The 24,008-nt window shown below is 54.8% G+C and carries 21 protein-coding genes; 11 read left to right on the top strand and 10 right to left on the bottom strand.

Translation table 11 applies throughout. The features are described 5' to 3' along the window. Positions 1–6 precede the first annotated feature (6 nt). The 3 genes from pstB to pstC are packed head-to-tail and all read right to left on the bottom strand — an operon-like array spanning position 7 to position 3,801. On the bottom strand, positions 7–825 hold the full coding sequence (gene pstB, locus HF931_RS12435) for a phosphate ABC transporter ATP-binding protein PstB (RefSeq protein ID WP_035555298.1): 819 nt from the start codon (positions 823–825) through the stop codon (positions 7–9). Next, on the bottom strand, positions 825–2,393 hold the full coding sequence (gene pstA / locus HF931_RS12430; RefSeq protein ID WP_035555301.1) for a phosphate ABC transporter permease PstA: 1,569 nt from the start codon (positions 2,391–2,393) through the stop codon (positions 825–827). The genes pstB and pstA overlap by 1 nt, the downstream gene beginning before the upstream one ends. Then, the gene (gene pstC, locus HF931_RS12425) at positions 2,386–3,801 is read right to left on the bottom strand and encodes a phosphate ABC transporter permease subunit PstC (protein WP_273240355.1); all 1,416 of its coding nucleotides are present in this window, start codon (positions 3,799–3,801) and stop codon (positions 2,386–2,388) included. The genes pstA and pstC overlap by 8 nt, the downstream gene beginning before the upstream one ends. Before the next feature lie 129 nt (positions 3,802–3,930). On the opposite strand from pstC, the gene hslV reads away from it, so the two are divergent. Further along, positions 3,931–4,488 carry an ATP-dependent protease subunit HslV gene (gene hslV / locus HF931_RS12420; protein WP_273240353.1) on the top strand — a complete coding sequence of 186 codons (558 nt, stop codon included), beginning with the start codon at positions 3,931–3,933 and terminating at the stop codon, positions 4,486–4,488. 66 nt (positions 4,489–4,554) lie between these two features. Next, positions 4,555–5,859 (top strand): ATP-dependent protease ATPase subunit HslU, encoded by a 1,305-nt coding sequence (gene hslU, locus HF931_RS12415; RefSeq protein WP_273240351.1) that lies wholly within the window; start codon positions 4,555–4,557, stop codon positions 5,857–5,859. Here the strand turns inward: hslU and HF931_RS12410 are convergent. Next, a complete protein-coding gene (locus HF931_RS12410; protein WP_273240349.1) occupies positions 5,856–6,659 on the bottom strand; it encodes an NUDIX hydrolase in 804 nt (267 codons plus the stop codon). The two genes, hslU and HF931_RS12410, sit on opposite strands and share 4 nt — an antisense overlap. Positions 6,660–6,777: 118 nt before the next feature. On the opposite strand from HF931_RS12410, the gene HF931_RS12405 reads away from it, so the two are divergent. Beyond that, positions 6,778–7,458: an EAL domain-containing protein gene (locus HF931_RS12405; RefSeq protein ID WP_035555315.1), complete on the top strand. Its 681-nt coding sequence runs from the start codon at positions 6,778–6,780 to the stop codon at positions 7,456–7,458. Here HF931_RS12405 and HF931_RS12400 read toward each other — a convergent pair. The 5 genes from HF931_RS12400 to HF931_RS12380 form a co-directional block, all read right to left on the bottom strand. Continuing rightward, the gene (locus tag HF931_RS12400) at positions 7,455–8,615 is read right to left on the bottom strand and encodes a DUF2336 domain-containing protein (protein WP_035555319.1); all 1,161 of its coding nucleotides are present in this window, start codon (positions 8,613–8,615) and stop codon (positions 7,455–7,457) included. The genes HF931_RS12405 and HF931_RS12400 overlap by 4 nt on opposite strands. A gap of 140 nt (positions 8,616–8,755) precedes the next feature. Next, positions 8,756–10,093: a trigger factor gene (gene tig / locus HF931_RS12395; protein ID WP_420537743.1), complete on the bottom strand. Its 1,338-nt coding sequence runs from the start codon at positions 10,091–10,093 to the stop codon at positions 8,756–8,758. Positions 10,094–10,428: 335 nt separating this feature from the next. After that, on the bottom strand, positions 10,429–11,346 hold the full coding sequence (locus tag HF931_RS12390; protein WP_035555321.1) for a hypothetical protein: 918 nt from the start codon (positions 11,344–11,346) through the stop codon (positions 10,429–10,431). A gap of 12 nt (positions 11,347–11,358) precedes the next feature. Next, entirely contained in the window at positions 11,359–12,213 is an 855-nt protein-coding gene (locus tag HF931_RS12385; protein ID WP_273240344.1) for a CsgG/HfaB family protein, read from the bottom strand. A gap of 2 nt (positions 12,214–12,215) precedes the next feature. After that, complete coding sequence (locus HF931_RS12380; RefSeq protein ID WP_162176025.1) at positions 12,216–12,389, bottom strand: hypothetical protein; 174 nt, start codon at positions 12,387–12,389, stop codon at positions 12,216–12,218. Between the two features lie 439 nt (positions 12,390–12,828). Between HF931_RS12380 and HF931_RS12375 the strand changes: the two genes are divergently transcribed. The 4 genes from HF931_RS12375 to HF931_RS12360 all read left to right on the top strand — a co-directional run bounded on the left by HF931_RS12375 (position 12,829) and on the right by HF931_RS12360 (position 16,509). After that, positions 12,829–13,383, top strand: coding sequence for a heme NO-binding domain-containing protein (locus HF931_RS12375; protein WP_051602911.1), 555 nt, complete (start codon positions 12,829–12,831; stop codon positions 13,381–13,383). Continuing rightward, positions 13,377–15,047, top strand: a complete 1,671-nt coding sequence (locus HF931_RS12370; RefSeq protein WP_035555323.1) for a response regulator — start codon at positions 13,377–13,379, stop codon at positions 15,045–15,047. Before HF931_RS12375 ends, HF931_RS12370 begins: the two co-directional genes overlap by 7 nt. 15 nt (positions 15,048–15,062) lie before the next feature. After that, positions 15,063–15,671 carry a response regulator transcription factor gene (locus HF931_RS12365; protein WP_035555325.1) on the top strand — a complete coding sequence of 203 codons (609 nt, stop codon included), beginning with the start codon at positions 15,063–15,065 and terminating at the stop codon, positions 15,669–15,671. 214 nt (positions 15,672–15,885) lie between these two features. Next, a complete protein-coding gene (locus HF931_RS12360; protein WP_035555326.1) occupies positions 15,886–16,509 on the top strand; it encodes a GNAT family N-acetyltransferase in 624 nt (207 codons plus the stop codon). 24 nt (positions 16,510–16,533) lie between these two features. Here HF931_RS12360 and HF931_RS12355 read toward each other — a convergent pair whose 3' ends face one another. Continuing rightward, positions 16,534–16,995 carry a Cif family virulence factor gene (locus tag HF931_RS12355; RefSeq protein WP_273240340.1) on the bottom strand — a complete coding sequence of 154 codons (462 nt, stop codon included), beginning with the start codon at positions 16,993–16,995 and terminating at the stop codon, positions 16,534–16,536. Between the two features lie 292 nt (positions 16,996–17,287). On the opposite strand from HF931_RS12355, the gene HF931_RS12350 reads away from it, so the two are divergent. From HF931_RS12350 to HF931_RS12335, 4 genes are all read left to right on the top strand, one after another. Then, entirely contained in the window at positions 17,288–20,395 is a 3,108-nt protein-coding gene (locus HF931_RS12350; protein WP_273240338.1) for an amidohydrolase family protein, read from the top strand. An 80-nt stretch (positions 20,396–20,475) separates the two neighbouring features. Then, positions 20,476–21,258, top strand: a complete 783-nt coding sequence (locus HF931_RS12345) for a formylglycine-generating enzyme family protein (RefSeq protein WP_273013043.1) — start codon at positions 20,476–20,478, stop codon at positions 21,256–21,258. 89 nt (positions 21,259–21,347) lie between these two features. Further along, a complete protein-coding gene (locus HF931_RS12340; protein WP_273013038.1) occupies positions 21,348–22,793 on the top strand; it encodes a P1 family peptidase in 1,446 nt (481 codons plus the stop codon). Between the two features lie 35 nt (positions 22,794–22,828). After that, the gene (locus tag HF931_RS12335; RefSeq protein ID WP_273240336.1) at positions 22,829–24,007 is read left to right on the top strand and encodes an acyl-CoA dehydrogenase; all 1,179 of its coding nucleotides are present in this window, start codon (positions 22,829–22,831) and stop codon (positions 24,005–24,007) included. Position 24,008 lies beyond the last annotated feature (1 nt).

The following is a 24,008-nucleotide window of genomic DNA, read 5'->3' as shown; positions in this document are numbered from 1 at the left end:
CTCCCTTTAGCCGAACCGGCCTGTAATGTAGTCTTCCGTGCGGCGCTCGCGCGGGCTGGTGAAGATTTGGTCTGTATCACCCATTTCGACCAAGTGCCCCAAATGGAAGAAGGCGGTACGCTGGGAAACGCGGGCAGCTTGTTGCATCGAGTGCGTGACAATTACGATGCAGTATCGCTTGCGAAGTTCATCAATCAACTCTTCGATCCGCGCCGTAGCAATCGGGTCGAGCGATGAACACGGCTCATCCATAAGGATCACTTCCGGACGCACCGCGATAGCCCGTGCGATACAAAGCCTTTGCTGCTGACCACCTGACAGGCTGGTACCGGGTTGTCCCAGACGATCCTTTACCTCTTCCCAGAGCCCAGCTCGGCGAAGGCTCTTTTCAACAATGGCGTCCAGTTCTTGCCGATCATCCACAAGCCCGTGAATGCGCGGCCCATAAGCGATGTTATCGTAGATCGATTTCGGGAATGGATTAGGCTTTTGAAATACCATCCCGACGCGGGAACGCAACAAGACTGGATCAATATGCGATGAGTTGATGTTTTCCCCATCCATGAAAATCTCGCCGGTAACTTTCGCCCCATCGATCGTATCGTTCATGCGGTTCAGGCATCGAAGAAATGTCGATTTTCCACAGCCAGACGGACCGATAAGCGCAGTTACCGAGCGGTCAAAAACCGGCAGCGACACATCAAACACAGCTTGCTTGCCGCTATAGAATACGCTGACGTCCCGACAATCGATGCGCGGATAGAGCAGCGGTTGGCCATCGTCAGCGCCTTCTCCAGCAAGTGCCGGATCATAAGTCGTGTCCATTACCATCTCCGCTCAAACTTGCGCCGCAGCAGGACTACAGCAAGGTTCATCAGAACCAAAATCGCCAGCAGTATGACAATCACTGCAGCAGTCATTGGCTCCCATGCCCTTTCGGCATTGGAGGCCCAACTATAGATCAGAACCGGCAACGCTGTTGCCTCATCTGTTGTAGAAGACGGAACTTCAGCAACAAATGCCACCATCCCGATCAGCAGCAGCGGCGCTGTTTCACCAAGCGCGCGCGCCATGCCAAGGATTGCTCCAGTCAACATGCCCGGTAGGGCCAGCGGTAATACGTGATGGAAAACCGCCTGCATCCGGGATGCACCAACGGCCAGGGCCCCGCTTCTGATTGAAGGGGGCACAGCGCGAAGTGCGGCTCGCGCGGCAATAATCACGACCGGCAGGATCAACAACGCCAACACCAGACCTCCGACAAGTGGGGCTGATCGTGGCAAGCCGAATGTTCCCAACAGCAATGTCGCCCCCAGCAGTCCAAACACGATGGAAGGAACTGCGGCCAGATTGTTGATGTTCACCTCGATGATCTGAGTGAGTCGGTTCTTTGGGGCAAATTCTTCCAGGAAAATCGCCGCAAAAATACCCATCGGGATAGAAACCGCCGCCGTCACGAGCATTGTCAACAAGGATCCGACAAGCGCTGCCAGCGCACCGGCCAGTTCCGGGTATGTGCTGTCAGTATGAGTAAGCAAACTAAAGTGAGGCACACGCTTGATGACGCCCTCTGCTTTCAATGCCAGCGCCCACGCAATTTGCTGGTCAGATACAGATCTTTGATCTTCCGGAGACGGAATTATCACTGCCTTCACAGACGCGCCGTCAAACTGATCCTGACGGCCCGTCAGAATCTCCAAGATGACGTCACCGTCTTCCATACTTTTTATTCGCCCGACTGATTTGTCCGCAACCAGCAACACGGTTGGCTCAGCACCATGTTGACCAATCGCGGCGATTTTAGCCGACACCTTGTTCAACCTGTCGACCTCAATCTTGAAGTCGCCCTCTTCCGCATTCCGCATTGGCGACGACGCTTCACCCACTCGCAGGAAGATTGCTCTGGGAGCCGCGCCTTTAAGAAACATGTCCACATCATCAGACAATGGCACATCTACCGATGTCGTCTGTCCGATCAGGTGAGGTTCATCCGCCACTTCTCGCGCCAGTGGCAGCACAGCCATTCTGTCTATCAGGGAACTAAAGGCCCGTTTTGACTGAACTGTTTCATTCGCTTCAGGAAATCGCGTTAGCAAGTCATTCCGAACCAGGGAATAGAAGCCTTCGATATTTCGAGTGATTTCCTCTGGTGACGCGTCCCCTTCCGGCAGAATGGTCTGCGGACTTAACTCCAGATCAACGCGGATAACGTGATAAGTGGACGCGCCGCTAGCCTTCCAGGCTATAGCAGAAATCAAGAACACCAACGCGAATAGCGCAAAACCCAGCGCCACAATTCCGTAGCCCTGAAATCGCATATCAGCATTCCGGCGGCGCCGCAGGCGCTTCAGGGCCTTTTCTGACCGAAACGGATTGTCCTGCGCGTTATTCATACTTGTCCCGATACCTCTGGACGACGCGCAAGGCGATCAGATTGAAAATCAACGTTACGACAAACAAGACCAAGCCAAGGGCAAATGCTGAAAGCGTCTTGGGGCTATCGAACTCGGTTTCTCCCGTGAGGAGGGCCACGATCTGAACAGTAATGGTCGTCAAGTCGGTAGACGGATCGAAGGAAATCCTGGCGCGCTGCCCCGCTGCCATCACAACAATCATCGTTTCGCCGATCGCCCTTGAAACCGCCAGGAGCATAGAGGCAACAATCCCTGGCAAAGCTGCGGGCAAAATGATCTGCTTGATAGTCTCTGACTTCGTCGCCCCCATCGCAAATGCACCATCTCTCAATGAGTCCGGAACCGCATTGATCACGTCGTCGGACAGCGACGACACAAACGGGATTACCATAACCCCCATCACCAATCCTGCAGCGAGCGCGCTGGTAGGCTGTGCGGCGAGAACCGGTCCGTTGGCCGCGCCCAGTTCAATAAGAAAACTATTGATTCCCAGCGCTGAGGCGCGAACCGCAGGTGCGACCACCAACAAAGCGAAGAAGCCATAAACGACCGTCGGGATACCCGCGAGCATTTCCAGAAGCGGCTTCACGTATCGACGTGTGCGGACCGATGCGTACTCTGAAAGATAGATGGCAGAGAAAAGGCCCACCGGTGCCGCCACCAACATTGCGATGAGGGCGATCATGAACGTGCCGAAGAATAGCGGCAACGCTCCAAATTCTGCACTCGTCTGGGCGTTCCATCGTGTGCCAAACAAGAAATCCGTAAAAGGCACCTCTGCAAAAAATCGCAAACTTTCGTAAAGTAGAGACGCGACGATCCCGACCGTTGTAGCAATAGCGATTGCTGCGCAAAGGAACAGGAACGCCTCTGCACCTCGCTCCACTCTCAACCGCGCCCGAAACGCCGGGCTGACCTTCCGACGGGCGTACATGATCCCCAGCACGGCGCCAGCCAACATGAGCGCGAGGGTCGCACCCTTCAGGCTACCCCATAACTCCAGATAGCGACCTGTTACTGTCGCGAATACAAGATCGCTTCCACTATAACCCCCCATAGCCGCAGCATTGGCAACAGATTCCAGATAGGATTGAAGCTCGGCGGACGAAAGCGTGTGAAACGCCTCGGGAAGTTCGCTTGAAAGCAGGCCCAGCGCCGTTGGTTTCGCGAACAGTACGTAGAGCCCAGCAACCAATAGTGGCGGTATGAAGCCCCACATCGCGACATAATAGCCATGATAATTGCCACGGGAATGAAACTTCTGACCGCCCGCGATCAGATAGCGCTCAGCCCTGATGCGACCTATCGAGAATCCCGAAGCGACCACGATCACTATCAACGCGGTCAGCAGCCATCCCATGGGGAGTTGACCGAGCTCTTGGGCCATTCGGGCGATCCCTTTCCATCCGCGCCCAAATAGCCGGGCAAAGCTACACTAATGTGACATATCTCTGTGGAAATTCATGTAACAGGTCCTCTCTTGAACAGACAGCCCGGATCGGCCACATCAAGGCCCATGACGAATGAACACACCAGCGCAGCTATCTGGCACGGCACAACCATTCTCGCTGTCCGGAAGGGACAGAAACTTGTCATGCTGAGCGATGGCCAGGTTTCGATGGGTCAAACCATCATGAAGGGAAATGCCCGCAAGGTGCGCCGCATCGCCAATGGCGAAATTCTGGCCGGTTTTGCCGGTGCCACTGCGGACGCCTTCACCCTCTTCGAGCGGCTCGAAGCGAAGTTGGAACGCCATCCGGGCCAGCTACAACGCGCAGCAGTCGAATTGGCCAAGGACTGGCGAACCGAGAAGTATCTCCAGAAGCTTGAGGCCCTATTGATTGTGGCGGACAAGGAATCCACCCTCGTCATCACGGGCGCGGGTGATGTGCTGGAACCTGAGCACAATGTTGTCGCGGTAGGTTCAGGTGGGAATTATGCGCTCGCCGCAGCACGTGGGCTTTATGACTACGAGGCTGACGCGGAAGAAATCGGTCGCAAGGCCATGCAAATCGCGGCGGACATCTGCGTATACACGAACAGCCACTTCACTCTGGAAACACTGGACCTCTGAGTTCGCTCCCCTTTTGCGCCTCATTGCCCCCAGGTGGCACTGAAGCAGCCAAACTTGGAATGCCCTATGAAAGACCTCACCCCTCGCGAAATCGTTGCTGAACTGGATCGACACATTGTTGGTCAAAACGGCGCCAAACGTGCAGTAGCCATCGCTCTGCGTAATCGCTGGCGACGCAAGCAGGCACCCGATGCCATCCGCTCGGAGATAACACCCAAGAACATCTTGATGATTGGGCCAACCGGAGTCGGCAAGACGGAAGTTTCCCGTCGCCTTGCCCGGCTCGCGAACGCACCCTTCCTGAAGGTTGAAGCCACCAAGTTTACGGAAGTCGGCTATGTGGGACGAGATGTTGAGCAGATCATTCGTGATCTGGTCGAATCAGCCATCTCCATGATCCGTGAGCAAAAGCGCGAAGGCGTGTCTGCACAGGCGCAAGATGCCGCCGAAGAGCGCTTGCTTGATGCTCTCGTGGGAGAGGACGCCCAGTCTTCAACCCGGGAAGTGTTTCGCGGGAAGTTAAGAGCGGGAGACCTGGACGACAAACCTGTCGATCTGGACATCGCTGACAGCGGTAATCCGATGCAGATGATGGACATCCCCGGCCAGGGCGGCTCCATGGGCATGATCAATCTGTCGGACATGCTCGGGAAGGCTATGGGCGGACGCACCAAGCGCGTTCGCACCACAGTGAAGGAAGCTTACAAGCCGCTCATTGAAGAAGAGTCCGACCGCCTACTCGACGAGGATGCCATTGTACGTGAAGCAGTTTCGTCAGTTGAGGAAGACGGCATCGTATTCCTTGACGAGATAGACAAGGTGGCTGCCAAGCAAGGTCGCGGCGGTGCAGACGTTAGTCGTGAAGGCGTTCAGCGGGACCTCTTGCCGCTCATCGAAGGCACAACTGTCAGTACAAAACGCGGAGCCGTAAAGACGGACCACATTCTGTTTATCGCATCCGGCGCGTTCCACGTTTCGAAACCATCTGACCTGCTGCCCGAACTTCAAGGCCGCTTGCCTATTCGCGTTGAACTGGATGCACTTACACGAGACGATTTGCGCCGTATTCTCGTTGAACCCGAAGCCAGCCTCATCCGCCAGTATCAGGCACTAATGGAAGCCGAAGGGGTTACGCTGGAATTCGAAGATGCCGCGATAGATCGCCTCGCCGATCTGGCCGAGGCGGTGAACAGCAGCGTCGAGAATATTGGTGCACGCAGGCTCCAAACCGTACTCGAACGGCTGCTGGACGAAATCAGCTTCGATGCCCCGGACAAGAAAGGTGAGACGATCACCATCACGCCTGATTATGTGAATGAGCGCGTTGAAAGCCTTGCCGGCAACGCCGACCTTTCCAAATTCATTCTCTAGACATTTACGCGAGAGAGCAGTTCGACAGTCTGGCCATAGCCCTTCACGTCCGGAATCACGAGGCACGGCTCGCCTTCGGGTGTTTCTGACTGCTCCGGCTTTACTGTAACAACAGCCTCACTGCCGAAGCGTTGAATGGCATCCTCTACGGAATTCGCTGTTGCCAGCTTTTTCAAATTCATCCGCGTCGGGAAGATAATGACAGATTCTCCTGACTCCTCTGAATTCAGCGCCGCTTGGGCGCCGATCCAGATCGCATCAGTTGTTTCCCTTCCATCATGGGCCGCGATTTGGTCCGGCGGTGCGGGAGCCAGGTAGAAATGGGTATCGAAGCGCTTCGGCATCATGTCAGGCGTAATCCAGTGCCCAAAGTACACGAGACTATCAAGCGCGAGCACGAGATCATTATCTTTGATAAGTTCCAGAAAGCTCTGCTCCCCTCGGTCAACAGCGCCCCGATAAGGGTTTAGTCGATCCGCCACGTCGGTACCAACCAGCGGCTGTTCCGTTCCCCGCCGCGCCTTCGGGCGTGCGAGCAGCAATCCTGACTCCTCAAAAGCCTCGCGCACGGCTGCAATGCGAGCATCCTGTTGAACCGGACCGAAGTCTCCGTCCGTATAGTCGTCCCACCCCGAACTCGCATCTTCGTCTGTCGCCTTTCCACCGGGAAATACCAGTGCGCCCGCCGCAAAATCTATCTGATAGTGCCGCTTCACCATCAAGACTTCAGGCAATGTCGCCCCGTCTCGTACAATCAGAACTGTTGCGGAAAGTCTCGGCGCATCGGGCGATGTTGTCATTCTTGTTGTCCCGTCATTCTTTTAAATTTTCTCGAAATCCAAACGGTTTTCTGCGCGTGATCTTCAATCCTCTCCCCTAGGTAAGGCAATAGGCACAGTCAGAAAGACGGGAAGAGTGATGCGGGAATTACTTCAAACGAAAATTGTCGCTCACAGTGGACAGAAGGTCCATCTCCGTTTCCAGCCCGTGATGCACGTGCAAGACGGATCTTCCTACGGTGCCGTTTGCGAGATGTCTCGCCAATACGAAGAGCGTGTGCGTTTCGGGCCGGCTGCCAAAACCACCACAGAGAACGGCCCAGCCAAATGGTTGGCCGATCGCCTGCTCGAAGTCGCCTCCGCTGCGCACGATGCCGACCATCGCCTGAGACCAATTCTGGTGCCAGCACCCACAGCGGCGCTGTTTGACGACAATACAGCAATTGGCTGCGACGCAGTCATTCGCCGCACGACACTGTGCCAACAGGAAATCAGTCTCGAATTTCAGGATTCAGCCTTTGCCGAAGGCAATCAAGACGTAATCCATTGTGTGGCAAATCTGCGTAAACGCGGCTTTCGAGTCGCCATCGACATGCGCAAAACCTGGAAAACACAGCTCAGAGATGGACTGGGCCTCTTGGTCGACAGCATCCGCGTTGATGCACGCGAACTCAGCGACAATGAGCAATTGATGGATCTGTGCGAATCCGTAGGCACCGCAGGTATCCTGGTGATTGCCGATCAGGCGAATTGGCGCGACGGCGAATTCCTTGAACGTATTGGGGTCAAAGCAGGCGTTCGCATGCAAAGCGACTGTTAGGCAGCCCCGACCGAGCTTTCGACGTCGTCCATCGCGGCCATTTCAGAATAGTAGTCCAGCTTCTCCAGAAGGTAGTCGAGGTCTTCCTTGGGGATGGCCTGGAACTGGGTCAGAACACGCTCAATCATGCGCGCGCGGAACCTGGCCCGGTCGTTCGGGCCGCCGTCATGGCTTGTTTCATGGAACACATTCACTGCGGCTCGGAAGGCAGGAAGCATCTTGCGAGGCATGCCGGCACGATCAAACACAGCCTGAAGCCCCAAAGGCCCGGCATCATGGATCATCAACCACACGCGCTGGTGCCCAACACCTGAAAGTTCGGCGAGCGAATGCTCTACAAAAGGCATTTGGCCACAGCACAAGGCTCGCATGATCAGCGAATGAGTCAGTCTGCCATTCAAATGCAACTGGGACACAAATCTCGGCAAATCGTGAGTTCGCCCCGCCTGCTCAACCAAGTCTATTGTCGCGCGTTCACGCGCGCCTGAGGCCAGATCAATGGCCAGCTGCGCCGGCAGCTCGTGACGATTGACCAAGAGGTCGAACAATTGGCCCGACACCAGCGAAACCATTTTCTCTGCAATGTGTGTCGGAATGTATTCTCGGCTGATCAGGCCCTTCTGAACGCCCTCATCCGAGCCAAAGCGGCGTATTGAATGCTCAAAAGCACGATCCGTGTATTCTGCGCCTTCATTCGCGGACAATGCCCGTACGGCTTCGACCGCACCATGTTCTGAGATCACTTCGGTCAAAGTTACTGACAACCCATCACGATTGGCGATGGCGGCCTGCTTCGAAGCAGTCAGTGACAGCACCAATTCGATCAAGTCTTCATCTGTGAAGACCGGCGAGTCCTGAAGGACAGGAATTGCAACAGCTTCCACGTCCTGAGCAAGCTGTATCGCAATGTCACGTGGCAGAATGGGGGAATTGCGAAGCGTCACAGACAAGGTACGGCGCACCAGATCGGCAGCATCCTTGGCCAAAATCGCCATGATTTCCTGCGCGTAGGCTCTCTCTGCATCGCTCAGGACATCAAGCGCAATGCGACGACACAAGCGATGCGCAACCGTTGCACGGTCTTCCGGTGTCTCACCCTTGATGAGTCTGTGGATGTCCTGCTCAGTCAATTGAGGGCGAATGCTCTGGACGCTCATCTTCTGATGCCTCTTCCTTACGATTCGACACAAATTCGCTAGATGCGGTTAACATCCAGTTTACCTATTAACGTTCGCAGCATGAAAAAAGCCGGTCACTGCGGACCGGCTTTCTAGAAATTCGAAATTCGTGTGGACGACTATTCGTCGTCTTCCTTGAACAAGTCTTCGCGTGAAACAGTTTCCTCGGTGATTTCAGCCACTTCCAGGATGTGATCAACCACCTTGTCTTCATAGATCGGCGCACGAAGCTGGGCCATCGCGCCCGGATTATTGCGGAAAAATTCCACAACCTGCTGCTCCTGCCCCGGATACTGGCGTGCTTCGCGGACGAGTGCCTGGTTCACTTCCTGCTCTGAAATGCGAACATCGGCGACACGACCTATCTCGGCAAGGACCAGACCGAGGCGCACGCGGCGCTCAGCGATCTTGCGATACTCTACTTTCAACTCGTCTTCGGACTTGTCCTTGTCCTCATCCGCCGTGCGCCCGGCATCCATTTCAGCCTGCAGCTGTTGCCAAATCTGATTGAACTCTTGTTCAACCATATTCGGCGGCAGATCAAAGCTATGTGCCTCGTCCAATTGATCCAGAAGATTGCGCTTCGCCTTCGCACGGGAAGCACCATCATGCTCGGCCTTCAGCTGATCTTTCAACAAGCCCGTAAGTTGCTCGAGGCTTTCAAGGCCAAGACCCTTCGCAAACTCATCATCGACGTCTGCGGTTTTCGGAGCGCGCACTTCGTGTACTTTCACCTCGAAGACCGCTTCTTTTCCGGCGAGATGCTCAGCGCCATATTCTTCAGGGAACGTGACGGTGACTTCTTTTTCTTCACCTGCCTTCACGCCAACGAGTTGATCTTCGAAACCGGGAATGAACTGTCCGGAACCAAGAACCAGCGTCTGTTGTTCAGCGCTACCGCCCTCAAACGCTTCACCATCGATCTTGCCGACAAAATCCATGACGACTGCGTCGCCATCTTTCGCCTTGGCCGTCTTGGCGCGCGGCTCGTACTGGGTGTTCTGCTCTGCAATACGGGCCAGAGCTTCGTCAATCTGCTCTTGCGAAACCTCAGCAACTGGGCGCGTGATCGTCAGCTTGGTTACGTCAGCTGGCTCGAATTCCGGCATTACATCGACGTTCATGTTGTAGGAAAGGTCAGCCTCCCCCTTCACGACAGCTTCCATGTCGCCGTCAATCTGAACATCGGGCTGGCCAGCCGGACGCAGTTCGTTGTCTTCCAGCGCCTTCTGATTGGTTTCTGTGACGAGCTTGTTGATCAACTCACCCATCAGATCCTGACCGTACATCTTGCGCACGTGGGAAGCAGGGACTTTGCCCGGACGGAAGCCTTTCAGCTTCATTTGCGGCCGGATTTCCTCGATCCGCTCATCAAGTTTCGCCTGCAGCTCAGATGCCGGCACCTTGATGGCAAACGTGCGGCTGAGACCTTCTGACTTGGTCTGGGTAACTTCCATCGGTTCAATCATCCGTAATCTTGGGTCACGGGCGCAAGAAATGCGCGCGGGCGCCCTGTGAATCCTGTCTGAAGGGGCGGCTTATGTCATAGCCGAAAGCCCCTGTCCACGCTGGACTATGCGCGGATAGCAGCGCTTTCAAGCGTGCTGTTAAGGGAAACCATTGTTGTAAGGTTTTCCGCGCAAGCTAACACCCGGAATTCACGATCTCCTGAAACGGAAATGGCCCGCCGCATTTGCGGCCGGGCCTGAGACCAGGGAGTAAACTGGTCGGAAATGAGGGCGCCGAACGTTCATTCGGGGGACTGACGGCCGCCCGGCGCCCTCTTCCGCACTTACTGAACCGAAATGTTCACCGTGTTGCCGATCGACGCTGCGGTAGCAGCAGCTTCAGCGCCATGGCAAACTTGGGCAGCGAGTGTGGAAATCTGATGACCCGAATTGGCTTGATTGATGCGGGTCAAAACGTTGCCGACAACATCGGAGTTGAGGCTGGTCAGCGATGCCGAGTTGCCGATTGCCGCAGCGGTTGCTGCACCATCTGCAAATCCGGACAGGCGGCCATTCAATTCGGCAACCATGGTTCCGGAATTGTACTGCTGAGCACTCATGCTGCCACTTCCGGGTACTTCGACAGACAATGAGTTGCCGATCGACGCTGCGGTTGCAGTAGCTTCAGTGATGTCGTCGATCGAAGCATTCATTTGCGTCGTCATGTAGCCACTGTTTGACTGCAAGGAACGTGTGGCAATCGTGCTGACATCAGACGTAACAGATGCCGTGTTGCCGATGGCAGCCGTCGTCGCAGTGGCGATTCCGGAGTTCTGGATGTCCACGTTTGCGTTAGCGTAACCGGCTCCGGAATTTGCCTGATTGACCGAAGAGACGGCATCCGCGACAGAGTCGATTGAATACGAGTTGCCGATGGCGGCTGCAGTTCCAGCGATTTCACCCATGGCACCGCTGACAAGGTTCAGCGTCGCCGTTTGGTTGCCGCTGTTCACTTGGCGTGTGGCGTAGTTCACAGCGTTGGCTGCTGCGTTTGAGGCATCAGCCGCCACTGGAGTATCAAGGCCGAGATTGACATCAGCGTCAGCCAGACTGTCGCCGCCAATATCAGCAGTCGCATCAACAACGTCCCCAAGCCCGAGGTCGACATCAATGGGCCCCCTGCCATTGTGCTTGCCCGGTTCGGCGAACGCATGTCCAGCAAGGACGAGGACGGAAGCGAAGAAAAGAGCAGACCGTTTCATGAATATTCTCCTTTAATGTTGGGTCTGTTGAAGGGCAGGCACGTCCAACATGACGAACTCTGCTTGAGAGCAGGCTTGCGCGGACGGGCCGGCGATACCTGAGACGAGGTCGAAAACTGCGCTTTCGACAATCGTTCGAATTGCGGTGTGCACCGGCTCTTGAGCGCGCTCACCCAAACCGATGTCAATGGTCGTGTCTCCGATGAACTCAAAGACCCCCGCGCGAATTTCGCGACCACGAATAACTTTCCGTTGGCTGACCAGATTGATCACGGACAGGTCCGTCGTGTTTACCAGTCGAAGGTCAAGCGCCACGGTCATGGCATAATGTCTGGCACCGCCGATGACTGGGCCGATACGTGCTTCTCGAACACCGCTATGCACATTGAAGTTCAGCTCTGTTATGCCGCCGAGCAGAATGTAGTCGCTGCCTGCAATGGAACCCGTGAACACTTTGCGGTAGTCTTCTGTTGGCTCGCCTGATTCACTGATCAAGCGATTGTTGGCAAACTCGAGTTCCTGCTCTGCAACAGCCGTATCAAGACGTTCAGCAAGCGGAAATCCTGCCTGACTAAGTGCAGACATCACCATGAGAGAAGCACCTTGCGTGGCAACCGCCCCTTCAAATGTGGAGAATCTGCCCGTCATGTCGCGAATATCACCGACGGCAATGCGGGGCTTCTCCGCAGGCGTGTTCCACTTCATGCAGCTGAGCTGCTCTGAATAAGCCGTTGAGCTGTTTTCAACGATCGCTCCGGTCGCCAGATAGTCGGGGTCGGAGACTACGCCTTCCATGGAAGTGCATGCCGTTGCCGCTATCAAGCCCGAACCGATCAGCAAGTTACGAAGTAATTTAGTGTAGGCCAAGATCAATCACTCCCGCTTGTTGGAAGGTGAGCAACAATGGCGGTCTGATCGCCCAGATTGATCTGTGACGCGTCCACAACGACAGTGTTGTTGTTTCCTTCAATTTCGACGCTGATCATATTTCCGATCGCGGTGGCCTGACCGCCCGTGCTGGTTCCGGACAAGGCTGGCATCATGGGGCCCGCACCGCGGAATGAACTTATTTGGGCTGAAGGGCTCGCGCCGCCTCCCGTCACCACGACGCGGTTGGCTTGAGCGTCTCTGGAAAATCCGAGAGGCTGTTGCGCCCATCCAGAAGCTTCCATGCTAATCTGGGCGGCAGCGGGTGCTCCAGAGAAGAACAGCGCCGCAAGGCCAATCGATTGTATTTTTAAATTCAAGTCAGTCATTTCGTATCCCCGAATGAGTGCTTAGCTCGAGTACACAAATGCCGGGAAAGGTCGCCGCCGTATATTCTCCGGAAGGATGGCTCTGCAGCGCAAAAGGCGTGCCTCACCCTGACCTTTTGGTCAGGTAGTCCTGTCGTTTGACCACTGGTATCTATCCAGAAGTCGAATTCTGAGCCGCGCATCTTGTTGCAGCCGTCAATTTTCACCGCATCTGGAGGTAAAAAACTTGAAGGGCGTTGTTTTCAGGCAGTTTCTGGAATTTTCCGAACGAGAGTTTGGGGAAGCCGTAATAGATGAGCTGCTAAACTCCACAGAATTGGCATCCGGCGGCGTTTACACCAATGTAGGATATTACGATCACTCTGAAATGATCGCACTCGTCACGGCCCTATCCAATCGGACCGGAACTTCAGCGCGTGCCCTTCTGGTCAAATTCGGACAGAATCTGTTCCCAAGCCTTATTGCAGGTCACCCTCAAGACGGAGTGACGCATGCCTTCGACCTGATCGAACGTATTCACGGCGTCATCCATAGAGACGTCAAAAAACTCTACCCGGATGCAGAGGTTCCGGATATTCGCCCATCCATGCGAAATGGTAACGACGAAATGCGCATTACTTACAATTCAGCCCGGCCTATGGCTGATTTGTGCGAAGGCATGATTATGGCCGCTCTGGACCATTACGACGATCTCGAAGATTTTGAGATCTCGAGAACCGATAGTAAACACCGTTATCTCTATAATGCGGACTTTCACATAATCCGCAGGAACGGATGTTGAGCGAACACGACGACCAGATTGCCCGGCTCAAACGAAAGCTCGAAAGAGAGGCTTCGGCGCGCGCAGCTGCGGAAGAATTGCTCGAACAACGCTCCGCCGAGCTCTATGAGATCTCAGAACAGCTGCGCACTGAAGCGCTTCAAGTACAGCATTTGTCGACCGCCATTGACGTATCAGCAGACGGCGTCGCGATTACCGACAAGGATGGGTACTACACTTACATGAATCCGACCCATGCCAGCATGTTCGGCTATGCTCAGGCACAGGAATGCATCGGCAAGCCCTGGAGCATGATGTATAATCGGGACACTCTCCTGCGTTTCGAGAAGGACATATTTCCGCTTTTCCAACAAAACGGCTATTGGCGTGGAGAAGTGACCGGACGCGCGAATGACGGCTCCAAGGTACATCAGGACCTTTCGCTTACAGCCCTCTCCGATGGCGGAATTCTGTGCTCGACACGCGATATCGGCATTATTCGTCGACGCGAGGCGCAACGTGAGCAATTGCATGAAATGCTGCTGGACGCTGAACGCCGCGACGCGCTCGGCCGCATGGCCAAATCGGTCGGACACGATTTTGCGAACATTCTCGCGATTATCAATGCGTCTGCGCAATTGCTGACAGACAAGATGCAGGCTGATTTGTATGATATCCTCGTGGACAGGATCATACAGTCTTGCCGGCAGGCGAACGAACTAGTTGATGATCTAATGAATTTCGACACCGCACCCGAACAGAAGATGTGCGCGCTAAATGACCTCGTTCGAGATGTAGGTGACCTGAACAGCAATCAATTTCTTGCCACGCAAGGGTTTGAAGTCTTGGTAACGAGTGAAAAGCTCGTGTGCGAAACTGATCCGACCCTGTTTTCCCGAATGGTGTTCAACCTCGTCAAAAACGCTCGAGAGGCCATCGAAGAAGACGGGAATGTTTGCCTGTCACTGGAACTGATATCGGAGCAAACTGATATTGAACCCCATTTCAGCCCGTCCGCCTTTATCGAACGGGGCGAGTGTAATGCGTATCCTGCAGCGCGTCTGATTGTCAGGGATGATGGCGCGGGCATGTCGCAAAAAGCGCTCGATACGGCGTTCATTCCATTTCAATCGACAAAAGGGACCGGCCGAGGCTTGGGCCTTACGACTGTTGATGCACTGCTTCAGGGGCAACCGGGGCGGATGCAGGCGTTCAGTCGCCCCGGCGAAGGCGTGTGGATCGTTATCGATCTGCCATTAGGTGCCGCCTTGAGCCCGGCACCGTCAGTAATTGATCGCGACGTCCACACCACTCCGAAAGGCGCAATGGTCGTTGACGACGACCGTTTCCAAGCGGACCTTGTTACAGGATTGTTGAAGGAATTCGGATGGGATGCGGTTTGCTTTTACGATCCCTTGGAAGCCTTGTCGGTATTTAAAGTCGCTCCGTCCGCATTCGGCTTGATCATCACAGATCGCAGAATGCCTCAGATGAGCGGTGACGATCTCGTTCCACAACTGCTTGAGATACAGCCAGACATCCCAATCATTCTGAGCTCTGGTGCCCTGGCCTCTCCCCTGCCTGCGGGCCTTGCCGGAACACTTCCCAAGCCTGTATCGAGGGAAACACTCTGGGCAACCTTGGACTATATTGGCCTCAAGGCACCACTCGAGTCGCAAGACTGAACAGGATTTACCGTAATGCGTATCCTTATCGCTGATGATCACGACCTTGTACTCGACGCCGTTCGATCACTTCTGGAGCATGAATTGCCAGACGCTGACATTTCAGTCGCTCGAAATGGCGATGACCTCCGTACATCGTTGGCGACTCAAGACCCGGAATTCGATCTCGCCCTTATTGATTTGCGCATGCCGGGCATCACAGGCGTTCAGGATATCAAGGACCTGATCGCAGAGTTTCCCGAACAAAGATTTGCAATCCTTTCAGGCGTAGCCGGTCAAATGGAAATCGCCGCCTTGATGGAGAGCGGCGCGCGCGGCTTCATACCGAAAACCATGCCCGGAGATGGCCTGGTTGCGGCCGTGCGCTTGATCCTGGCGGGACAAGTCTTCACACCAACTCAATCTGAAACCGATAGTGGCGCAGACGGTGCAGCTCTAACACCCAGAGAGCGGGAAGTTCTCTTCTGCCTGCAGCGTGGTGAATCAAACAAGCAAATCGCACGTGTACTGGATATTCAGGAGACGACCGTCAAACTTCATCTGAGGTCTCTGGCGCTGAAACTTGAGGCTCGCAACCGGACTGAAGTGGTTGTGAAGGCGATCCAGTCCGGCTTGATTGCGTGATACAGGATTTGGCGCTGCCTGAATCTTTTCATTTTGCGCATTCATGATACTCCTCATCGGGGTTCGGAACGCATTTCCTGCTATAGACAAAACTACCAACATTAAGACGAGTTCTGATCTTTTGACTCAATAGGACTTCGTTGAAAATTCGTCTTGAGACGATTTCGCTTCTAATTTAGGGGCACGACGAACAGGAAAGACGAAACGCATCACCGTGAATTCAGTATCAGCTCAGATCAAACTCAAGAATTTGTCCGATTGTCGAGAGAAGTTTGACGAGGCGTTTGAAATTTATGAAATTTCTCTTCCCGCAAGCGAACGAAAGTCTCGCACCGAGGTTCTCAGCCTTCTGGACAGAAAAGACTACAGGCTCACGATCGCAGAACTCGAATCCCATGTCGTAGGCATCTCGATCGTCTATGTATCACGCTTTTTCCCGATCAGCTTGCTAGACTATATGGCAACCAGCGAAGCATGTCGTAACACAGGTATCGGCAAATCAATGTTCGTCCACACATTGGCGACCAGCGCCGATCGACTGATGTTCGTTGAAGTCGAGGCTGAACACGGATCCGCTGGTGAACGAGAAATGCAGAGACGCAGACAAGCCTGGTACGCACGCCTTGGCTGCAGGAAAGTCGACGACATCGCCTATCACATGCCACAACTAAACGACGCGCCACCTCCGCCGCTGAACCTGTTGTACCACCCGAATGGCACAGAGACTGATCCAACACGCAGCCAGCTACGCAGTTGGATTTCAGACGTGTATTCAGGCGTGTATGGCCTCGACAATTGTGAAGAAGAAATCGAGGCCATGTTCCTGAGGGCAAGCTAGTCCTACAGAGTGAACGCCACTCGGCTACTCTGCCGGATCGTCGACAGCCGTATCGGTCACGATCTTCCAGACACCGTCTACCTTGCGCCACACCGTCACGTAGTTACCCGTTGTCTCTGGATCTCCATCAACGCTGAAACTTCCCCAGGTGACTCCCATATCGCCACTTGCAGACCCGATCGCACCGATCGGTTTCCAGTGAACAGGTGATGGCACCGTATCCAGTTGTCGCTCTGCCATGATCGCAGCCTCACCTGTGAGAAAGCCTTCGCCAGCTTCGAGCATGAACCCCTTGTCGAAATCCACGAACTTCTTCGAGGCAGCTTCATAACCGTATTCCAGATTGAACGCCTCATAGGCCATGTCCGCCTCCATTAGCTCCGCCTCAATCGTAGCCGGAGAGACAGGCGCACTGACGCACCCGACAATCGAAAGTACGGCACTGCCAAGGGCCATTGAACGAAGGGCTTTTGCGGTCTGTTTCATGAAGTTCTCCTGATTGCCGCGAAACTGTATCGCCGACAGAAGGAGATCCACACTGCGTTTTACGGCCTGAACGGTGCGCATACATCACCAGCCCATCGACAGTTTGCATCACTCAAGAACGAAATCCGGTGCTAGCCTCACAGCCGGAGGAAAATAAACTATGCGAATCCGTCACTTCATCCTCGCTGTCGCATGCAGTCTTCCGGGCGTTTTGTGCACAGCCAATGCCCAGACTGACGAGACAGAGACTAAGCCGAAAGTCGTCACACTCGAGCTTACAGAAGGCACTTGGATGAGCCTGGATGTAAGTCCTGATGGCGAAACCATCGTCTTCGACCTGCTGAATGATATCTATTCGATGCCCTCCACTGGGGGCACGGCCATCGCAATTCACGATGGATCCGTGACCCAACGCAGCCCTCAATTCAGTCCTGACGGTCAGTTCATCACGTATCTGAGTGATGAAAGCGGCGCAGACAATGTCTGGATATCAAAGGCCGACGGAACCGACGCTAGACAGATCACGCATGAAACACATGCCATGGTCGCCGGTCCGGCCTGGTCCTCTGATGGAAAGTCCATCGCAAGTGTAATTACCTATTCAGACATATTCCGTGTCCGAAATTCTGAAATTCACCTGTACGGCATTGATGACGGTTCAGAAGAAATTGTCGTACCTCCGCCGACGAGCGGAAAAGACGTACAGGAACCACGCTTCGCGCCGAATGGCCGTCACCTCTATTACACAGAGAGAATCGGCGGAGATCACTATGTTTACATGAACACAGGTTTGAAGAATTTCGCGATCAAGCGCTTGGATCTCGAAACCGGCGAAAGAAAGAAAGCCATTTCCGGTTTCGGGGGCGCCTCAACACCGCAGATCTCGCCGAATGGAAAATCCATCGCTTTCATCCGTCGCTTGGGCGCAAAGACAGTTCTGTTCGTAAAAGATCTGGAGTCCGGATATGAAGAGCCGATTTATCAGGATCTAGGGCGCGACTTGCACGGAGATTACCTTCCACAGGAGCATTATTACCCCTCCTTCGACTGGTTTCCTGACAGCCGTCACATTGCGATCTGGGCCAAGGGAAAGCTGCTGAAGATCGACACCCTGTCTGCACTGGCGGAAGAGATACCGTTTAATCTGAAGGCACGCCATGAATTGCAACCTGCAATTCGGGTGAAGCAGGATCTCGCGCCAGACCAGGTTCAAGTCCGCACAATTCGCCAACTCGCCCCGGATCCGGACGGTAGCTCGATAGTCTTCCGTGCAATGGGCAAGATCTGGGAAGTCGGGTCCAGCTCTCCTTCACGGCCATCTCGCCTGACGGATTCCATGGCCATGGAATCTGAACCAACATGGTCCCCCGACGGACATCAAATCGCATATGTAAGCTGGCAAGACCAAACTGGTAGTAAGTTGATCCTGCGGCATGCCGATACAGGCCAAGAGACGGTTCTTGCAGAAAGCCATGCGGTCATTCGAGAGCCGCAGTTCTCAAATTCTGGAGAACTGATCGCCTATCGGATCATGAGTCCCGACACAGCTTTCAACGCACCAGGGCCCGAGACAGGCATTTATCTCCTGAACCTGGCCGGAGGTAGTCCGAAATACCTGACGAAAGCCTCGGGCCTGTCAGTGTTCTCTCCCGATGATAGCAGACTCTTCTTTCTTGGAGAGCCGTCCTCATACGCGAAACGGTCATCTGTGTTGATGAGCATCACGCTCGACGGTAGCGACGTACAGGAACATGCCATTTCTGAAATGGCAGACATCCGGGACTTCTCCTTGAGCCCTGACCTGAAGTGGCTGGCGTTCAAGTCCAACAATCGCCCTTACGTCATGCCGTTCGACGTCAAGCCAGCCCCCGTAACCATCAACACGCCGGACAATGCCTCGGCTCGTCTGCTGAGTGATATTGGTGGATACGCTTTCAGATGGTCGAAAGACTCGTCCACACTCTTCTGGACGATGGGCGCAGAAATTCTTTCAACTACGCCCGCCGACAAGAGCGGCACGCCTCACTCCCTGACAATCAATATACAGCTGCCGGCAGACAAGCCTGAAGGCATAGTTGCGTTCGTTGGCGGCAAGATCGTTCCGATCGAAGGCGATGTTATCAAGAACGGTACTGTTGTTGTTGAAGGAAACCGGATTGTCGCCGTCGGTCCGCGACGCAAGGTCAAGATTCCGAAAGACGCCACCCGGATCGACATCAGGGGCAAAGTCTTGATGCCTGGCTTCTTCGATGCGCATGGCCATATCGAATGTTGCTTCGATGCCGGCACTATGCCTCAGCAACACCCAACGCGTCTTGCCGCCCTCGCTTATGGCGTCACCACGAACTTCGATCCGTACTCCGAGGACCTTACTTCCTACGAAAGCGGTGAGATGACCATGACGGGAGAATTGGTCGGTCCGCGCTGGCTCAAATCTGGTCAGGTTGTTCACGGAGTGAAAGGACGCACCGCTAGTGTGTATCACCCACTTGCCTCTTTGGATGATGCTCGAAACGTCCTGAAGCGCCGCAAAGCGCTCGGCCCGTCAATTCTGAAAAGCTACAAGCTGTCGACAAGAGCTCAGCGTCAGCGCCTTCTCCAGGCGGCGAGAGAATACGACTTCATGGTTGATGGCGAAGGCGCCGGACAATTCTACACAAACATCGGGATGATTCTCGATGGACACACCAATCTTGAGCACAATCTTCCGGTTGCCACCTATTATGATGATCTTCAGCAGCTGATTGCTGCATCCGACGTCTCAATGACGCCAACACTGATCGTGACGTTCGGCGAGCTGTTTGGCGAAAATTACATCTACGAAAACGAAGACTCCTGGTCCCAGGACAAAGTCAAAGCCTTCATTCCCGACGTAAACAATGCGTATAACCCAATCACGGGCGAAAGTGGCACACCCCTGCATGTTCGCTGCATGCATTCGATCCATGTGTCAGATGAAATCTACGACATCGGATTCCGGTCAGTCGGTCGCTCCTTGACGAAACTGGCAAAAGCCGGCGCAACGGTGAATGTTGGCTCTCACGGTCAGGTTTCCGGGCTCGCCATGTACTGGGAGATGCTGCTCTTTGCGGAAAGCGGCATGGAACCGATGGAAATCCTGCGAGCCGCTACGATCAATGGCGCAAAGACCTACGGGCTTGACCATCAACTCGGATCAATCACCCCCGGCAAGCTCGCAGACCTCATTGTACTTGACGAGGATCCGACCGAGGACATCCGCAATGCCAACAGCGTTCGGTATACAATGGTCAATGGGCGCCTCTACGATTCCCATACCATGAACGAAATCGGAAATTATGACCGCCCTCGGAGCAAGTTCTATTGGGAAATGAAGCCAACAAACGGAATAGATTGGAAATCCACATGGTCCGGCGAATAATTTCAACTACGTGCTTGGCATTGATGGCGATGACAGTTTCCGCCTGTTCGCAACCCGCAGGTTCGCCTTCTGGTGCAGAAATGGTGGTTATACCTGCAGCCAGTTTCGAGATGGGCGAGACAATCGACTACGGATATGGAGAGATCGATGGACCCCGACACACCGTCGATATTCAAAGGTCTTTTGCGTTAGCCAAGACAGAAGTGACGGTAGGCGAGTTCAGACAGTTCGTTGAAGCAACAGGGCACCTGTCCGAAGGCAAATGCAACATCTACACAGACGAAAAATCCTGGCACATCGATCCTGACCGAAACTGGGAGCACCCCGGATTTGTGCAAGCCGAAGATCACCCTGTCGTCTGCGTTAGTTGGGAAGATACACAAGCATACGCATCCTGGCTGACGCAACAAACCGGGGAAGCGTATCGCCTACCGTCGGAAGCAGAATGGGAATACGTGGCGACATTTGGCGACATTGAAGGCGAGGACGGCGTCGTCGGGCACGACGAAGCAAATATCGGCTTGGTTGACTGCTGCGGCGGCAAAGCGGAAGGACGGGATGTCTGGATTGAAACCGCCCCCGTCGGGAGTTTTCCTTCCGACAAGTTCGGCATCCACGACATGCGAGGAAACGTCTGGGAGTGGCAAGCTGACTGTCATCAAGACAACTATGTGGGCGCGCCTGTCGATGGCTCCGCACGCACAGAATGCGACACGCCGGACAAACGCTCAATTCGTGGCGGCTCCTACGGCGATGCTGGCGACTATCTGTCACCGAGATATCGACTGCCCGGACCTAAGGATCAGGGATATTTCACTGTCGGCTTCCGGTTGGCCCACGACGTTCGCGAACCGCAACGGTGACCTGAGCGCACCAGCACATCAATATATCGCATCTATGTCGGCAAAGCTGCATTCACGTATGCTGGCCTCCAGAATCGAGGAACAAGATTATGACCACCCGTACCAAGCTGAAATGTAACCCCGTTCCCGCTATTGGAATGGCATTGGCAGCGACACTTATGACGGCTTGCGCGACCCTTCCTCAATCAGCGCTGGCAGATATGCCGCCCGTCGGTCAGGACGAACTTCCAGCCCTGATAAATGATGGCTTTGACAGCGAGACGGCGCTGACCTTCGATTGGCCGATGCTGGAGATTGGAACGGGCCAGTACGAAGATGGGCCAACAGGCCTGACGGTTCTGAAATTTGGAAAAAAAGTGAACGCTGCCGTCGATTCTCGCGGCGGTGGACCAGGCACCGTCAACGCCAAATATCTGGAACTAGGATACAATCAGCCCGAACTCGATGCCATCGTCCTGTCTGGTGGCTCTTGGTATGGTCTGGAAGCGGTGACAGCTGCCAATACTGCGTTGCTCGATGACAAGTATCGTGGCGGTCGCTGGGACAATGTGGGCCTCGTTGTCGGTTCCATCATCTACGATTTCGGCGGTCGACGCCTCAACGAAATCTATCCCGACAAACGTCTTGCCCAACTGGCATTGAGGGCTGCAGAACCGGGCGTATTTCCAAATGGCGCCTATGGCGCAGGTCGTTCTGCCATGAATGGCGGCATTTTCGGCTGCAACGCACGCTCCGGACAAGGCAGCGCGTTCCGCCAGATTGGTGATGTGAAGATTGCGGTATTCACCGTCGTCAACGCTCTTGGCACGGTGACCGACCGTGAAGGTAATGTCGTCGCTTGTCACAAGGGAAGCAACTGGCCGGAAAACCTGAAAGCGACAGATCTGATGCGGGCGGCACCAGATAGCGTGCAGCCCGGCTGGAATGGCGACGAGGAGTCACCAGGCGCTGAGCGAAAGAACACAACGATCAGCGTTGTCGTTACCAACCGCTCAATGACGCCAGCCGAGCTGCAACGACTTGCTGTTCAGGTACACACATCGATGGCGCGAGGTATTCAACCTTTCGCAAGCGAATTTGACGGTGATGTACTCTACGCTGTGTCGACGAATGAGGTGGAGACCGGCCCCGGCGAAACCATCCCGAGCATGGAGATCGGCGTCGCCGCGTCTGAACTGATGTGGGATGCCATCCTCGCCGCAGTGCCTGCGCATCAGGTAACTCAGCCAGACCCAGATCCGGAACTTGTTCTCCCAGCCCGCACGCTGGAAAAGTACGCCGGAACCTATCGCTTCAGCCATCTGGCTGAATTAACGGTTAGCGTGGAGAATGGCGCGCTCGTCGCATCTGCAACGGGAGAGCGTGATGTCTTTCAGGTCAAAAAGGGCACTCCCCGTCCCCTCTTGGCCGCCACCCGAGACACATTCACTGTCGAGCGTGGCCGCTACCCGTTCAGCATTCAGTTTGCGGGTGACGAGATCATAATCAATCCAGGCCGCTGGCAGCAGACCGGATACCGCGTTTCGGCTGATTAGACGCTCAAGACACTCATAAATATCAGGACAGCAAAATGACCAAGCACTCTGCCTTCAACTGGGCCGACGCCCTTTCGCTCGCTTCCGATCTGACTGAGGAAGAACGGTTTGTGCAAAAGACCGCTGCAGATTTTGCCGACAAACGCCTTCTGCCTGGAATTGTGGAAGCCAATCGGTCAGGTCATTTTGATCGCGAAATCATGCGGGAAATGGGCGCGCTCGGTCTGCTTGGGCCAACCCTGCCGGAAGAGTATGGCGGCGCGGCGGTCAGCCACGTAGCCTATGGTTTGGTCTCGCACGAAGTTGAAGCTGTTGATTCAGGCTACCGATCTGCCTTGAGCGTTCAATCCTCGCTCGTCATCCACCCTATTCATGCCTATGGCGACGAACAACAACGCCAACGCTGGCTGCCTGGTCTTGTGTCAGGTGATCTCGTTGGCTGTTTCGGCCTGACTGAACCCGACCACGGTTCGGACCCCGGCAATATGGCCACGCGGGCGGTAAAGACGGATGGCGGATACCGCCTGAACGGTGCAAAGATGTGGATCACGAACAGCCCGATCGCCGATGTCATGGTGGTCTGGGCGAAACTCGACGGAGTCATTCGCGGGTTTGTGCTTGAACGCGGCATGAGTGGCCTGTCGACGCCCGAAATCAAAGGTAAGCTCGCGCTGCGCGCATCCATCACCGGTGAAATTGTCATGGACGATGTGTTCGTCCCTGAAGAAAACCTGCTCCCGAACGCCCGTGGACTGTCAGGCCCGTTTGGCTGCTTGAACAAGGCACGTTTCGGAATTGCCTGGGGCGCACTCGGCGCGGCTCGCACCTGTTGGACCGCTGCGCGCGACTACACGCTGGATCGAAAGCAGTTTGGCCGCCCGCTCGCCGCGAACCAGCTGATACAACGCAAACTATCTGACATGCAGACTGAAATTTCTATTGGTTTGCAAGCCTGTCTGAAGGTGGGCCGCCTGCTGGATACTCATCAGGCAACGCCGGAAATGATTTCGCTGATCAAGCGCAATAGTGCTGGGAAGGCGCTGGAGATCGCCCGGACATCGCGCGACATGCATGGTGGCAACGGTGTTTCGGATGAGTTCCACATCATGCGGCACATGTGCAATCTGGAAGCCGTGAATACCTATGAAGGCACTCACGACGTGCACGCCCTCATTCTTGGGCGGGCTCAAACCGGTATCGCGGCTTTCAACTGAT

Origin of the sequence: Hyphomonas atlantica corrig. (assembly GCF_017795365.1) — a bacterium.
Lineage (GTDB): Bacteria > Pseudomonadota > Alphaproteobacteria > Caulobacterales > Hyphomonadaceae > Hyphomonas > Hyphomonas atlantica.
This window is presented reverse-complemented; position numbering and strand designations above follow the sequence as displayed.